General features: G+C 39.2%; 14 protein-coding genes and 1 other annotated feature. All 14 genes read left to right on the top strand.

The genetic code is table 11. From position 1 onward, the window contains the following. The 14 genes from CD003_RS16510 to rpoC all read left to right on the top strand — a co-directional run bounded on the left by CD003_RS16510 (position 1) and on the right by rpoC (position 14,722). Entirely contained in the window at positions 1-426 is a 426-nt protein-coding gene (locus tag CD003_RS16510) for a Mini-ribonuclease 3 (protein ID WP_096202379.1), read from the top strand. Beyond that, on the top strand, positions 416-1,165 hold the full coding sequence (rlmB, locus tag CD003_RS16505) for a 23S rRNA (guanosine(2251)-2'-O)-methyltransferase RlmB (protein WP_096202171.1): 750 nt from the start codon (positions 416-418) through the stop codon (positions 1,163-1,165). Before CD003_RS16510 ends, rlmB begins: the two co-directional genes overlap by 11 nt. 1 nt (position 1,166) lies before the next feature. After that, positions 1,167-1,679 (top strand): NYN domain-containing protein, encoded by a 513-nt coding sequence (locus tag CD003_RS16500; RefSeq protein WP_096202169.1) that lies wholly within the window; start codon positions 1,167-1,169, stop codon positions 1,677-1,679. A gap of 76 nt (positions 1,680-1,755) precedes the next feature. Further along, on the top strand, positions 1,756-2,406 hold the full coding sequence (sigH, locus tag CD003_RS16495) for an RNA polymerase sporulation sigma factor SigH (protein WP_096202168.1): 651 nt from the start codon (positions 1,756-1,758) through the stop codon (positions 2,404-2,406). Between the two features lie 255 nt (positions 2,407-2,661). Beyond that, positions 2,662-2,811 (top strand): 50S ribosomal protein L33, encoded by a 150-nt coding sequence (gene rpmG, locus CD003_RS16490; RefSeq protein ID WP_096202166.1) that lies wholly within the window; start codon positions 2,662-2,664, stop codon positions 2,809-2,811. A 116-nt stretch (positions 2,812-2,927) separates the two neighbouring features. Next, entirely contained in the window at positions 2,928-3,131 is a 204-nt protein-coding gene (secE, locus tag CD003_RS16485; protein ID WP_096202165.1) for a preprotein translocase subunit SecE, read from the top strand. Positions 3,132-3,194: 63 nt separating this feature from the next. Next, entirely contained in the window at positions 3,195-3,728 is a 534-nt protein-coding gene (gene nusG, locus CD003_RS16480) for a transcription termination/antitermination protein NusG (RefSeq protein ID WP_096202164.1), read from the top strand. A 163-nt stretch (positions 3,729-3,891) separates the two neighbouring features. Then, the gene (gene rplK / locus CD003_RS16475) at positions 3,892-4,317 is read left to right on the top strand and encodes a 50S ribosomal protein L11 (RefSeq protein WP_066159521.1); all 426 of its coding nucleotides are present in this window, start codon (positions 3,892-3,894) and stop codon (positions 4,315-4,317) included. A 124-nt stretch (positions 4,318-4,441) separates the two neighbouring features. Beyond that, positions 4,442-5,137 carry a 50S ribosomal protein L1 gene (rplA, locus tag CD003_RS16470; RefSeq protein WP_096202162.1) on the top strand — a complete coding sequence of 232 codons (696 nt, stop codon included), beginning with the start codon at positions 4,442-4,444 and terminating at the stop codon, positions 5,135-5,137. Positions 5,138-5,213: 76 nt separating this feature from the next. Then, positions 5,214-5,365: a sequence feature (ribosomal protein L10 leader region), on the top strand. A 34-nt stretch (positions 5,366-5,399) separates the two neighbouring features. Next, positions 5,400-5,897: a 50S ribosomal protein L10 gene (gene rplJ, locus CD003_RS16465; RefSeq protein ID WP_096202161.1), complete on the top strand. Its 498-nt coding sequence runs from the start codon at positions 5,400-5,402 to the stop codon at positions 5,895-5,897. A gap of 65 nt (positions 5,898-5,962) precedes the next feature. Then, positions 5,963-6,325, top strand: coding sequence for a 50S ribosomal protein L7/L12 (rplL, locus tag CD003_RS16460; protein WP_096202160.1), 363 nt, complete (start codon positions 5,963-5,965; stop codon positions 6,323-6,325). A gap of 154 nt (positions 6,326-6,479) precedes the next feature. Then, positions 6,480-7,082: a class I SAM-dependent methyltransferase gene (locus CD003_RS16455; RefSeq protein ID WP_096202158.1), complete on the top strand. Its 603-nt coding sequence runs from the start codon at positions 6,480-6,482 to the stop codon at positions 7,080-7,082. A 282-nt stretch (positions 7,083-7,364) separates the two neighbouring features. Continuing rightward, the gene (gene rpoB / locus CD003_RS16450) at positions 7,365-10,907 is read left to right on the top strand and encodes a DNA-directed RNA polymerase subunit beta (RefSeq protein WP_096202157.1); all 3,543 of its coding nucleotides are present in this window, start codon (positions 7,365-7,367) and stop codon (positions 10,905-10,907) included. 191 nt (positions 10,908-11,098) lie between these two features. After that, positions 11,099-14,722, top strand: coding sequence for a DNA-directed RNA polymerase subunit beta' (gene rpoC, locus CD003_RS16445; protein WP_096202155.1), 3,624 nt, complete (start codon positions 11,099-11,101; stop codon positions 14,720-14,722). Positions 14,723-14,787 lie beyond the last annotated feature (65 nt).

Below are 14,787 nucleotides of genomic sequence, written 5' to 3'. Positions count from 1 at the left end.
ATGAAGTTAGAGCAACCAAATTTAGATGTAACGCAGCTAAATGCGCTTGCATTAGCGTACATGGGTGACTCAATTCTTGACACCTATGTACGTTATCATCTAATTGCCTTAGGGAAGGTTAGACCTCAAAAGCTTCATCAAGAAGCAACTCGCTATGTGTCAGCAAAGGCACAAGCACGAGTATTAAGAACGATGCTCGAAGAAGAGTTTTTTTCTAATGAGGAACAAAGCGTCATCTTAAGAGGACGGAATGCAAAGTCTGGGACAATACCGAAAAACACAGACCATAATACGTACCGTCATAGTACGGCGTATGAAGCGATTCTAGGTTATCTATACTTGACTAATAAATACGAGAGAGTAGACGAAATCATACGTAAGATGTTCGAAATTATTGAAGAAAGGGGGGAGACAAATGAGCAGTGAATTTATTTTAGGGAAAAACCCCATTATTGAAGCGTTAAAGTCAGGTCATGCCATTAATAAAATATGGATTGCAGAGGGTTCGCAAAAGGGGCAAATGACAAAGGTGACGCAACTTGCTAAGGAAAATGGTGTCCTTATTCAGCATGTACCTAAAAAGAAGCTAGATCAGCTAGTAGATTCAAATAATCATCAAGGAGTTGTCGCTTCTATTGCAGCTTATGAATATGCTGAGATGGAAGACTTATTCACTCGTGCTAGAGATCGTAATGAAGAACCATTTTTCCTTATTTTAGATGAAATTGAAGACCCTCATAATCTCGGGTCGATTCTTCGTACAGCTGATGCCGTTGGAGCGCATGGAGTAATTATACCGAAGCGTCGTGCGGTAGGCTTAACCCAAGCTGTAGCGAAAGCCTCTACCGGTGCAATTGAGTACATCCCAGTTGTTCGAGTAACAAATATCGCTCGTACGATGGACGACCTTAAGAAACAAGGAATGTGGTTTGCTGGTACTGATGCAAAAGGGAAGCAAGATTACCGTCAAGCTGCTTTTGATATGGCGATAGGGCTTGTTATCGGGAGTGAAGGTAAGGGAATTAGCCGCTTAGTAAAGGAAAAATGTGATTTCTTAATTCGTATCCCAATGGTTGGACAAGTTACGTCCTTAAATGCTTCAGTTGCAGCAAGTCTTCTGATGTATGAAGTGTATCGCAGACGTAATGAACTAGGACGCGACTAATATGAAGGAAATTCTGCTCGTTGACGGTTACAATATTATTGGCGCATGGCCTGATCTGAGTGCGTTAAAAGACAAAGACCTTGCCCTTGCTAGAGACATATTGGTTGAGAAATTAGCAGAGTATCAAGCTTTTACAGGATACAAGGTGTACGTCGTTTTTGATGCTCATATGGTTGTTGGTGTGGGGAAGAAATATAAGAACCATCGAATTGAAGTCATCTATACAAGAGAGAACGAGACAGCAGATGAGAGAATTGAAAAGCTTGTTCTTGAATTGAAAAGAATTGATAGACAAATTCATGTCGCTACATCAGACTTTGCGGAACAGTCTGTAATCTTTGGGAGTGGGGCTTTAAGAAAGTCTGCGAGGGAGCTTTTGATTGAGCTCTCTGGAACAAAAAAAGGAATTGCGAAAGTTGTCGAAAAGACGAAAAAAAAGAGAAATTCGACAAAATTAGTGCTCACGAAAGAAATTGCTGAAACTTTTGAAAGATGGCGTCGAGGCGAGCATTGACCGGTTGACGCTTGTAAAAATTGTGCTATATAATATTGTTAGAATTATACAAAAGTGAAGGTCGGAGGGATTTTTCGTGAGCATAGACCTCAAGGAGACGGTTCAAATAAATTTTGGAGAAATAGAAGATGAAAAGTTAGTAGAAATGGTTCGTGAAGGAGAGAGTTTGGCACTAGAATACTTAATTAACAAATACAAAAACTTTGTACGTGCTAAATCAAGATCGTATTTCCTTATTGGAGCAGACCATGAAGACATTGTTCAAGAAGGCATGATAGGGCTCTATAAAGCAATTCGTGATTTTAAAGGGGACAAGCTTTCTTCTTTTAAGGCTTTTGCGGAGCTTTGTATTACTAGACAGATTATTACTGCGATTAAGACAGCTACTAGACAAAAGCATATTCCATTAAATTCTTATGTCTCGCTTGACAAGCCTCTGTATGATGAAGAATCTGATCGAACATTACTCGATGTTATTTGTGGAACGAAAGTGACAAATCCAGAGGATCTAATTATTAACCAGGAAGAGTTTGATGATATCGAACTAAAGATGGGTGAGATTTTAAGCGACTTAGAGCAAAAGGTGTTAATGCTTTATTTAGACGGACGTTCGTATCAAGAAATTTCAGCTGATTTAAATCGCCACGTTAAGTCGATCGATAATGCACTCCAACGAGTGAAGAGAAAGCTTGAGCGTTACGTTGAGCTTAAAGGAGTAAGTATCTAAAAGAGATAGCTCAAAAGTGTCTAATTATCTTGATTAGCGAAAGATAGATTGTACGTAATTATAATCTATTATAGCTGCATGGATAGTTAGTAACTTTTGAGCTATTTTTTCATATATGAATCTTCTTTAGGTTTAAAAAAAGAAAAAACAGGTGAAAATAGTTGACATGTCTAAGCCTTTGTTGACATGCTATAGCCGCTATGATAAATTTAATAGGTGTGTAAGTGGAAGTTTTCCTATTATTGGAGGTGCTCAATGCGGAAGAAAGTAGTGCTTGCATGTCTAGAGTGTAAGTCGCGTAACTACACAACAGAAAAGAATAGCCAAAATGACTCAGACCGCATTGAAACGAAGAAGTTTTGTAAAACATGTAATAAGCACACTCTTCATCAAGAAACAAAATAACATGTTGCGGTTCTTTTTTTTATTCTTTTATTGTCTTAACTGGACAAGTATAGAGAAGAACTGTTTTCTTATACAAGACTTAATACAATAGATTTATGGTGCTGGAGGTGTCAATAATGGCTAGCGGCGAAAATGAAAAAAAAGGTATTGGGCAATTCCTACGAGAAGTTGTCCAAGAGATGAAGCGAGTTTCATGGCCAACACGTAAAGAGTTGACAAAATATACATGGGTAGTACTTGGGACAGTCTTCTTTATTGCTGTCTTTTTTGCAGTAGCTGATTATGGAATTTCATGGTTGGTGCGACTATTATTAGGTTAAATCTAGTGATAGAAGTAGAGTCTATCCATAGAGGAGGGAAGGACGAGTAGAGTCCTAATCGGTATGGAGAAAAACTGGTATGTAGTGCACACGTATTCGGGGTACGAGAATAAAGTGAAGGCGAACCTTGAAAAAAGGGTAGAGTCTATGGACATGTTGGATAAAATCTTTCGTGTTTTAGTACCTGTAGAAGAAGAAACTGAAGTAAAGAATGGTAAGTCAAAAACTGTATCAAGGAAAGTATTCCCTGGTTATGTAATAGTTGAAATGGTTATGACGGACGATTCATGGTATGTTGTTAGGAACACACCAGGTGTGACTGGATTTGTTGGTTCAGCTGGTGCTGGTTCAAAACCAACTGCTTTATTACCAGAAGAAGTTGAATCTATTCTGAAACAAATGGGTGTTGACGAGCCTAGAACTGACATTGACTTTGAAATTAAAGAGTCTGTTAAGGTAACAGAAGGGCCGTTTGCTAACTTCATTGGTACGATTGAAGAGATCCAAATGGACAAGCGTAAGATCAAGGTACATGTAAATATGTTTGGTCGTGAAACGCCTGTAGAATTGGAGTTTACACAAGTAGAAAAGATTTAGTTTTGAAAAAAACTTGATATCCGGTTTCGAAAGTGATAAAATCTTCATGTTTGATAAAGGTTTATATAGTAAACCGACCAGGCTATGAAAAATTTATAGCATGGAGTTGAGTGGGAGGGTTTTTTACCCGGTTACCACATCACGGACTAAGGAGGTGTGTCGCGTGGCTAAAAAGGTTATTAAAATGGTTAAATTACAAATCCCTGCTGGGAAAGCTAATCCAGCACCGCCGGTTGGGCCTGCACTAGGACAAGCTGGTGTTAATATTATGGGTTTCTGTAAAGAATTTAACGCTCGTACTTCAGACCAAGCTGGTCTTATTATCCCAGTTGAAATTACGGTTTTTGAAGACCGTTCATTTACATTTATCACTAAAACTCCACCTGCTGCTGTTTTACTTAAGAAAGCAGCAGGTATTGAGAGCGGATCTGGTGAGCCTAACGTTAAGAAAGTGGCTACAGTTAAGCGTGATAAAGTACGTGAGATTGCTGAAACAAAAATGCCTGACTTAAACGCTGCTAATGTTGAATCTGCAATGCGTATGGTTGAAGGAACAGCAAGAAGTATGGGTATTGTTATCGAAGACTAATCGTTAGTTTTTGTTTGGAGGTTGCGAGATAAGGAGTTATTCCTTAATCTAAGTTCGCTTAGATTCGCAACCTTTATTAGTGGGAGGTACTACCGCTAAAACCACAATTGAGGAGGAAAAGAAAGTGGCTAAAAAAGGTAAGAAATATCAAGACGCTATTAAATTAGTTAATCGTGAAACTGTATATACAGCTGAAGAAGCGATTGAGTTAGTTAAAAAGACAGCTACTGCAAAGTTCGATGAAACTGTAGAAGTTGCTGTTCGTTTAGGTGTAGACCCTAAGAAAGCAGACCAACAGATTCGTGGTGCTGTTGTTCTTCCAAACGGAACTGGTAAAACACAACGTGTGCTAGTTTTCGCTAAAGGAGAAAAAGCAAAAGAAGCAGAAGCTGCTGGAGCTGACTATGTAGGTGACGAGGATTACATTAACAAAATTAGCCAAGGTTGGTTTGACTTTGACGTAATCGTTGCTACACCTGACATGATGGGTTCTGTTGGTAAATTAGGACGTGTATTAGGACCTAAAGGATTAATGCCTAACCCTAAAACTGGTACTGTTACATTTGAAGTAACAAAAGCTGTTAACGAAATTAAGGCTGGTAAAGTTGAATACCGTGTTGATAAAGCTGGTAACATCCACGCTCCTATCGGTAAAGTTTCTTTCGATTCAAACAAACTTGTTGAGAACTTAACAACTATTATCGAAACTTTAGTTAAAGTTAAGCCTGCAGCAGCAAAAGGTACTTACATGAAGAATGTAGCTGTTTCATCTACTATGGGACCTGGTGTAAAAGTTAACGCTGCTAGCGTTTCTAAATAATAGTAGTTGACTTTTAAAACTAAACATTGTAAACTATATTAGTGCTTAAGAGAAGTTTTTTTCTAGAGCATAGTTATATATAGACCATCTCATACCGTAGACAGTAGGTGCATGATTTGCTTAATTCCCTACCGAGGTTTGTCGTCTCAAGTGTTGTAGTTAACTACACACGAAGGATTTGTACATTCATGCCTCTATGTCTCGCATAGAGGCTTTTTATATGGTGTGATACGGTATGCATAATCTTACAGGAGGTGTTAGAATGAGCGTACTAGAACAGAAAAAACAGGTTGTTTCTGATATCGCTGTTAAATTACGTGATAGTAAATCTACTGTAGTTGTAGACTACCGTGGACTTACTGTTTCTGAAGTGACTGAGCTTCGTAAACAATTACGTGAAGCAGGAGTAGAATTCAAAGTATACAAAAACTCACTTACTCGCCGTGCGACTGAAGAAGCGGATTTATCTGCTCTTAATGAGCAATTAGTAGGTCCTACTGCTATTGCTTTCAGTAATGATGATGTTATCGCGCCAGCGAAAATCATCAACGAGTTTGCTAAGAAGCATGAAGCTTTAGAAATTAAAGCAGGTGTTATCGAAGGACAAGTAGCATCACTTGAAGAAGTGAAAGCATTAGCTGAGCTTCCTTCACGTGAAGGACTTCTTTCTATGCTTGCTAACGTACTTCAAGCTCCAGTTCGTGGACTTGCATTGGTTACAAAAGCTGTTGCTGAGCAAAAAGAAGAACAAGGTGCATAATCGTCTCGTTTTTTAGTAATACATCAAACAAAAAACTAATTAAAGTTAAATAGGAGGATTTTAAAATGACTAAAGATCAAATCATTGAAGCGGTTAAAGAAATGACAGTTTTAGAATTAAACGACTTAGTAAAAGCTATCGAGGAAGAGTTTGGCGTAAGTGCTGCTGCTCCTGTAGCTGTTGCTGGTGGAGCTGCTGATGCAGGTGCTGCTGAGCAAACTGAATTCGACGTAGTTCTTGAGTCTGCTGGCGGTTCAAAAATCAACGTAATCAAAGTGGTTCGTGAAATCACGGGTCTAGGCTTAAAAGAAGCTAAAGCTTTAGTTGATGGCGCTCCTGCTCCAATTAAAGAAGGCGTATCTAAAGACGAAGCTGAAGAAATGAAAGCTAAACTTGAAGAAGCTGGAGCTTCTGTAGAAGTTAAGTAATTTCATATAATAAAGCTGAATGTGGGAAACTGCATTCAGCTTTTTTTGTGTTCAAAAAGCTTGATTATAGTAGCAATTGGATTCGAAAAGATGATTCATGTACAATATGAAGGAAAGAATTACCTTACAAGGTGCATAGCGAAGGAGAAGAAGAATGTCAGAACATTATTATACGGATAAGCCTACAGTGGAAAGTAATGAACATACATTTCCTTTTGAATTAAGAGGTAAACGCTTTATGTTCACATCTGATAGTGGTGTATTTTCTAAAAAGGAAATAGACTTTGGGAGTAAATTATTGATTGAAAAATTTACGTTTCCTGAAAGAGAAGGAGATATCCTAGATGTAGGTTGTGGTTATGGTCCAATTGGAATATCTTTAGCGAATGAAGATAAAGAACGAACAGTGTGGATGATCGATGTGAATGAAAGAGCTTTACAGCTCTCGAAGAAAAATGCATCTGCAAATCAGGTTACAAATATAGTTATTGAAAAAAGTGATTTACTTTCTAACATAACTAAAAATGACTTTACAAGTATTGTGACAAACCCACCGATACGAGCAGGGAAGCAAGTTGTTCATGAGCTCTATGAGCAAGCGTATGAGCATCTGAAAATTGAAGGAGAGTTATGGGTTGTCATACAAAAGAAACAAGGAGCTCCATCAACAATTGAAAAGTTAGAGACTATGTTTCAGGAAGTAGAAGTAGTAGAGAAGAAAAAAGGCTATTTTATAATTAAGGCAAAAAAATATTGACTCGGCAATGTGTTTGTGGTACTGTTATTTAATGCGTATAACTATATATTTTAGCTGACTATTTTAAAATTATTCAATAGTCGTTCATTGTATAAAATGGATTTAAATGGTTATACTGGTATAATCGAATTGAGAGTAAGAGAAATATGGTTTTTATTAAATTGGAAACCATTTTTTCTTTTATATAGCCATGGACGGGTTCTCGAAAGAGTCACTATCTATGAGCTGTGAGATTTTTCTTTTAATGGATATAATAAATCGCTAGTTTGAGGGGTGAATCAGTTGACAGGTCAACTAGTTCAGTATGGACGCCACCGCCAAAGAAGAAGCTACGCTCGAATTAATGAAGTTCTTGAACTTCCTAATTTGATCGAAATTCAGACTGCTTCTTATCAATGGTTTCTTGATGAGGGTTTACGAGAGATGTTTCAAGATATTTCCCCGATTCAGGATTTCACGGGAAACTTAGTATTGGAATTTATTGATTACAGTTTAGGCGAACCGAAATATTCGGTTGATGAATCTAAAGAGCGAGATGTTACATATGCAGCACCGCTACGTGTTAAAGTCCGTTTAATTAACAAAGAAACGGGTGAAGTGAAAGAGCAAGAAGTATTTATGGGTGATTTCCCATTAATGACAGAAACAGGTACGTTCGTCATCAATGGTGCTGAGCGCGTTATTGTTTCACAGCTTGTACGTTCACCAAGTGTGTACTATAGTCAAAAGATTGACAAAAATGGTAAAAAAGGTTTTACAGCAACTGTAATTCCTAACCGTGGGGCTTGGCTAGAGCTGGAAACAGATGCCAAAGATATCGTTTATGTGAGAATAGATCGTACTAGGAAGATACCTGTTACGGTTCTTTTGCGTGCGCTTGGGTTCGGTTCGGACCAAGAAATCGTTGATCTTCTTGGTGAAGATGAGTACTTGCGTAACACGCTAGAGAAGGATAATACAGATGGTACTGATAAAGCGCTATTAGAAATCTATGAGCGTCTACGTCCAGGAGAACCTCCAACAGTAGATAATGCAAAAAGTTTATTAGAGTCTCGTTTCTTTGATCCGAAACGTTATGACTTAGCAAATGTTGGTCGTTACAAAATTAACAAGAAGCTTCATATCAAAAATCGTCTATTTAATCAACGATTAGCAGAAACTCTTGTTGACCCTGAAACAGGGGAGATCATTGCAGAATCAGGAACACTCTTAGATCGTCGTACTCTAGATCGTATCCTTCCTAGCTTAGAGAAGGATGTTGGATTCCGTACTGCTAGAGTATCAGGTGGAGTAGTAGAAGATGCTGATATTGAAATGCAGTCATTCGAAATCTATTCTCCTGATGACCAAGAAGGAGAGCGTACGATTAAAGTAATCGGTAATGGATTGATCGAAAAAAGTGTAAAGCATATTACACCTTCAGATATCCTTGCTTCGATTAACTATTTCTTTAATTTACTTCATGGTGTCGGTGACACAGATGATATTGACCATTTAGGAAACCGTCGCCTTCGTTCAGTTGGAGAATTGCTTCAAAACCAATTCCGTATTGGGCTTTCGAGAATGGAACGTGTTGTTCGAGAGAGAATGTCAATTCAAGATCCGAATATGATTACACCTCAAGCGTTAATCAATATTCGTCCGGTAATTGCTTCTATTAAAGAGTTCTTTGGTAGTTCTCAGCTTTCTCAGTTCATGGACCAAACAAATCCATTAGCTGAGTTAACTCATAAGCGACGTCTATCGGCATTAGGACCTGGTGGTCTGACTCGTGAGCGTGCGGGCTTTGAAGTACGTGACGTTCACTACTCTCACTATGGTCGTATGTGTCCGATTGAAACGCCAGAGGGTCCGAACATTGGGTTAATTAACTCATTATCTTCTTATGCGAAAGTAAATGAATTTGGCTTTATGGAAACTCCGTATCGTCGGGTTGACCCTGAAACAGGAAGAGTAACAGCTCAAATTGATTACTTAACTGCAGATGAAGAGGATAACTATGTAGTAGCCCAAGCGAATGCCTTACTTAATGAAGATGGGTCATTTGTTAATGAGAACATCATTTCTCGTTTCAAAGGGGAGAACATTGTTGTTCCACGTGAGCGACTTGACTATATGGACGTATCTCCTAAGCAAGTTGTATCAGCGGCAACGTCGTGTATCCCGTTCTTAGAGAATGATGACTCGAACCGTGCGTTAATGGGAGCGAACATGCAACGTCAAGCAGTTCCTCTTCTTGTTCCAGAAGCACCACTTGTTGGTACTGGTATGGAGCATGTTTCAGCGAAAGACTCAGGTGCAGCGATTGTATCTAAGCATCCTGGTGTTGTTGAACGTGTTACAGCGAGAGAGGTATGGGTTCGCCGTATTGAAGAAGTAGATGGTAAAGAAGTTAAAGGTGATTTAGATAAATATAAGCTTCAAAAGTTTATTCGTTCTAACCAAGGTACGAGTTATAATCAACGTCCGATCGTAGCAGAAGGTGACATTGTTGAAAAACGTGAAATTCTTGCTGATGGGCCATCAATGGAGCAAGGGGAAATGGCTCTTGGCCGTAACGTCCTTGTTGGCTTCATGACATGGGAAGGGTATAACTACGAGGATGCGATTATTCTTAGTGAGCGTCTTGTAAAGGATGACGTGTATACATCTATTCATATTGAAGAATATGAATCTGAAGCACGTGATACGAAGCTTGGGCCAGAAGAAATCACTCGTGATATCCCGAACGTTGGGGAAGATGCGTTAAAGAATTTAGATGAACGTGGAATCATTCGCACTGGTGCGGAAGTAAAAGATGGAGACATTCTAGTTGGTAAAGTAACACCAAAAGGGGTTACGGAACTAACAGCAGAAGAACGTCTTTTACATGCAATTTTCGGTGAAAAGGCTCGTGAAGTACGTGATACGTCATTAAGAGCACCTCATGGTGGAGACGGTATCGTTCTTGATGTAAAAATCTTCAACCGAGAAGACGGTGACGAATTACCACCAGGTGTAAATCAACTTGTACGTGTGTATATCGTACAAAAACGTAAAATTCATGAAGGCGATAAAATGGCTGGTCGTCATGGTAACAAAGGTGTAATTTCTCGTATTATGCCAGAAGAAGATATGCCATTCTTACCGGATGGTACACCAATTGATATCATGTTAAACCCATTAGGGGTGCCTTCTCGTATGAACATCGGTCAGGTACTAGAGCTTCACTTAGGTATGGCTGCAAGAAAGCTAGGTATTCATGTAGCATCACCGGTATTTGATGGAGCACGTGAGGAAGATGTATGGGGTACGTTAGATGAAGCTGGTATGGCTAGAGACGGGAAAACCGTATTATATGATGGACGTACAGGTGAACCATTCGATAACCGTGTTTCTGTTGGGATTATGTACATGATCAAACTAGCTCACATGGTTGATGATAAGCTACATGCTCGTTCAACTGGACCATACTCATTAGTAACGCAACAGCCACTAGGTGGTAAAGCACAATTTGGTGGGCAGCGTTTCGGTGAGATGGAGGTTTGGGCACTTGAAGCTTATGGTGCAGCATACACGTTACAAGAAATCCTTACTGTTAAGTCAGATGACGTCGTTGGACGTGTGAAGACATATGAAGCAATTGTTAAAGGTGAAAATGTTCCAGAACCAGGTGTTCCTGAGTCATTTAAAGTTCTAATTAAAGAGCTTCAAAGTCTTGGTATGGACGTTAAGATGCTCTCTAGTAACGAGGAAGAGATCGAGATGAGAGAACTTGATGATGAAGATGAACAGTCAAATGATAAGTTGAATTTAAATGTTGAATCAAATGAGATAAATGGATAAGGAACAATCAATGAAGTAGTAGTCAGGGTATTCCCTGACTATCCTATTGAAAGCCTTAGAATGTTGTGTTTTAAAAGTAAGGAATCGGTTACTTGAAGGGTAAAAAGAGATATCTTTATTTATTAGATAATTACCAACCTTACTTTTATTGCACCCTCTAGAACCTGAAGATCGAAAGGGAGGTTAGCCCCTTGATAGATGTCAATAACTTTGAATATATGAAGATTGGCCTTGCATCGCCAAACAAAATTCGTTCATGGTCACGGGGAGAAGTTAAGAAACCAGAAACGATAAACTATCGTACATTAAAGCCGGAAAAAGACGGTTTATTCTGTGAGAGAATCTTTGGTCCAACGAAGGACTGGGAATGTCATTGCGGAAAGTATAAACGTGTTCGTTATAAAGGTGTTGTTTGTGACCGTTGTGGTGTTGAAGTAACGAGAGCCAAAGTTCGTCGTGAGCGTATGGGTCATATTGAACTAGCAGCTCCTGTTTCTCACATTTGGTATTTCAAAGGAATTCCAAGTCGAATGGGTCTTGTACTAGATATGTCACCTCGTTCACTAGAGGAAGTAATTTATTTTGCTTCTTACGTAGTAACAGATCAAGGTGATACACCATTAGAGAAGAAACAGCTTCTTTCTGAAAAAGAATATCGTTCATACCGTGAAAAGTATGGCCGTTCATTCACAGCAGAGATGGGTGCAGAAGCAATTAAGAAGCTTCTAGCAGATATTAACCTTGAAAAAGAAGTAGAGGCATTAAAAGAAGAGCTTACTACAGCTCAGGGTCAAAGAAGAACTCGTGCGATTAAGCGATTAGAAGTGCTTGAAGCGTTCCGTAACTCTGGAAATGAGCCACCGTGGATGATTCTTGATGTACTTCCGGTTATTCCACCTGAGTTACGTCCGATGGTACAGCTAGATGGTGGTCGTTTTGCGACGTCTGACTTAAATGACCTATATCGTCGTGTTATTAACCGTAATAACCGTTTAAAGAGGTTATTAGATCTAGGCGCTCCTAATATCATTGTTCAAAATGAAAAGCGTATGCTACAGGAAGCTGTCGATGCTCTTATTGATAATGGTCGTCGTGGTCGTCCGGTTACAGGTCCGGGTAACCGTCCTTTAAAATCGTTATCTCACATGCTAAAAGGTAAGCAAGGTCGTTTCCGTCAGAACTTACTTGGTAAGCGTGTTGACTACTCTGGACGTTCCGTTATCGTAGTAGGACCTCAACTGAAGATGTATCAGTGTGGACTTCCTAAAGAAATGGCGTTAGAGCTATTTAAGCCTTTTGTTATGAAAGAGCTTGTTAGTAAAGGCTTAGCACACAATATTAAGAGTGCGAAGCGTAAAGTTGAGCGTGTACAACCTGAAGTATGGGACGTACTAGAAGAGGTTATTAGAGAGCATCCAGTTCTACTGAACCGTGCACCGACTCTTCATAGGCTAGGTATCCAAGCATTCGAACCAACTCTTGTTGAAGGTCGTGCAATTAAGCTGCATCCATTAGTATGTACAGCATATAACGCTGACTTTGATGGAGACCAAATGGCTGTTCACGTACCGTTATCAGCCGAGGCTCAAGCAGAGGCTCGCATTTTAATGCTAGCTGCTCAAAATATCTTAAACCCTAAGGATGGTAAGCCTGTAGTTACACCGTCACAGGATATGGTATTAGGAAACTACTACCTAACATTAGAGCGTGAAAATGCAAAGGGTGAAGGAGCTATCTTTAAAGATACGAATGAAGCTCTTATTGCATACCAAAATGGTTATGTACACTTACATAGCCGAGTCGCGATCCCAGTTAGGTCGTTAGGAAAGACAACATTCTCTGAAGAAGAGTCTGATAAATTGTTATTAACGACTGTAGGTAAGTTGATTTTTAACGAAATTTTACCTGAATCATTCCCTTACATGAATGAACCTACAACATATAATTTACAAGTAGCAACACCAGAAAGATATATTGTTGAAAATACAACGAATGTAAAAGAACTTTTTGCAGAGCGTGAAGTAGTTAATCCGTTCAAAAAAGGCTTCTTAGGAAATGTCATTGCGGAAGTATTTAAGAAATTCAAAATTACGGAAACTTCAAAAATGCTAGACCGAATGAAAGATCTTGGATTTAGATATTCTACGAAGGCGGGTATCACAGTTGGTGTTTCTGATATCGTAGTACTTGCTGAAAAGAAAGAGATCATCAAAGGGGCAGAAGAGAAGGTTGAACGTGTCTTAAAACAGTTCAGACGTGGTTTAATTACAGAGGAAGAGCGGTATGACCGTGTTATCTCTATATGGAGTGAAGCAAAGGATGTTATTCAAAATAAATTAATGGGTTCATTAAACAAATTAAACCCAATCTTTATGATGAGTGACTCTGGTGCCCGTGGTAACGCATCTAACTTTACACAGTTAGCTGGTATGCGTGGTCTGATGGCCAACCCATCTGGACGTATTATCGAGCTTCCAATTAAATCAAGTTTCCGTGAAGGGTTAACAGTATTAGAGTACTTTATCTCTACGCATGGTGCCCGTAAAGGTCTTGCTGATACAGCTCTTAAGACTGCCGATTCTGGCTACCTAACTCGTCGTCTAGTTGACGTAGCACAAGATGTTATCGTTCGTGATGATGATTGTGGAACGGATCGTGGTCTAGAAGTAGCAGCTATTAAAGAGGGAACAGAAGTTATTGAAAATCTATACGACCGCCTAACAGGGCGTGTTGCGTTCAAAACAATTCGTCACCCAGAAACAAATGAGACAATCGTTGAGAAAAATGAATTAATAGATGAAGATATAGCGAAAGTGATCGTTGAAGCTGGAATTGAAGAAGTAACAATTCGTTCTGTCTTTACGTGTGATACTCGCCATGGAGTTTGTAAACAATGTTATGGTCGAAACCTTGCTACAGGAAGCGATGTAGAAGTAGGGGAAGCTGTAGGTATTATCGCCGCTCAATCAATTGGTGAGCCAGGTACACAGTTAACGATGCGTACATTCCATACGGGTGGTGTAGCTGGAGACGATATTACTCAAGGGTTACCGCGTATCCAGGAACTATTTGAAGCGCGTAATCCAAAAGGTCAGGCTGTAATTTCTGAAATTGAAGGTAAAATCATTAATATCAATGAAGCAGATAAGCGTGAAGTTACTGTACAAGGGGAAATGGAAACGAAGACGTATGCCATCCCTTACGGTGCGCGTATAAAAGTAGTTTTAGATGATGAAGTAATCCCAGGACAAGAGATTACTGAAGGTTCTATCGATCCAAAAGAATTACTTGGTATTACAGGAATCCATGGTGTTCAAGAATACTTGCTTCGTGAAGTACAAAAAGTATACCGTATGCAAGGGGTAGAAATTGGAGATAAACACGTTGAGGTTATGGTAAGACAAATGCTTCGTAAAATTCGTGTTATCGATGCTGGTGAAACAGACGTACTTCCTGGTTCACTTATCGAGATCCAACAATTTAATGATGCGAACCATAAAGTATTGGTTAAAGGGGAACATCCAGCATTAGGTCGTCCAGTACTTCTAGGTATTACGAAGGCTTCTCTAGAAACAGACTCGTTCCTATCAGCAGCTTCGTTCCAAGAGACAACAAGAGTTCTTACAGATGCTGCCATTAAAGGTAAAAGAGATGAGTTGCTTGGACTTAAAGAAAATGTTATCATCGGTAAGCTTGTACCAGCAGGAACAGGTATGCAACGCTACCGTAATATTGATATCAAATCAAAATATGATGAAGAAGTACCAGAGCAAGACGTCGAAGAAACAATTGAAGATGTGGTCACTCAAGAATAATATTTTAAAAAGGTTGACATCACTTGCTCGTGGTGATAATATTACGAAGTGTGCCTGAGAGAAAC

The sequence above is a fragment of the Bacillus sp. FJAT-45350 genome (genome assembly GCF_002335805.1).
Taxonomy (GTDB): Bacteria; Bacillota; Bacilli; order Bacillales; family NISU01; genus FJAT-45350.
This window is presented reverse-complemented; position numbering and strand designations above follow the sequence as displayed.

What these genes read in the sequence shown, in the direction of transcription:
- secE (WP_096202165.1), top strand. Translation starts at nt 2,928, where the DNA reads ATGGCTAGCGGCGAAAATGAAAAAAAAGGTATTGGGCAATTCCTACGA.
- rplL (WP_096202160.1), top strand. Translation starts at nt 5,963, where the DNA reads ATGACTAAAGATCAAATCATTGAAGCGGTTAAAGAAATGACAGTTTTA.
- rlmB (WP_096202171.1), top strand. Translation starts at nt 416, where the DNA reads ATGAGCAGTGAATTTATTTTAGGGAAAAACCCCATTATTGAAGCGTTA.
- CD003_RS16455 (WP_096202158.1), top strand. Translation starts at nt 6,480, where the DNA reads ATGTCAGAACATTATTATACGGATAAGCCTACAGTGGAAAGTAATGAA.
- rplJ (WP_096202161.1), top strand. Translation starts at nt 5,400, where the DNA reads ATGAGCGTACTAGAACAGAAAAAACAGGTTGTTTCTGATATCGCTGTT.
- nusG (WP_096202164.1), top strand. Translation starts at nt 3,195, where the DNA reads ATGGAGAAAAACTGGTATGTAGTGCACACGTATTCGGGGTACGAGAAT.
- rpmG (WP_096202166.1), top strand. Translation starts at nt 2,662, where the DNA reads ATGCGGAAGAAAGTAGTGCTTGCATGTCTAGAGTGTAAGTCGCGTAAC.
- CD003_RS16510 (WP_096202379.1), top strand. Translation starts at nt 1, where the DNA reads ATGAAGTTAGAGCAACCAAATTTAGATGTAACGCAGCTAAATGCGCTT.
- CD003_RS16500 (WP_096202169.1), top strand. Translation starts at nt 1,167, where the DNA reads ATGAAGGAAATTCTGCTCGTTGACGGTTACAATATTATTGGCGCATGG.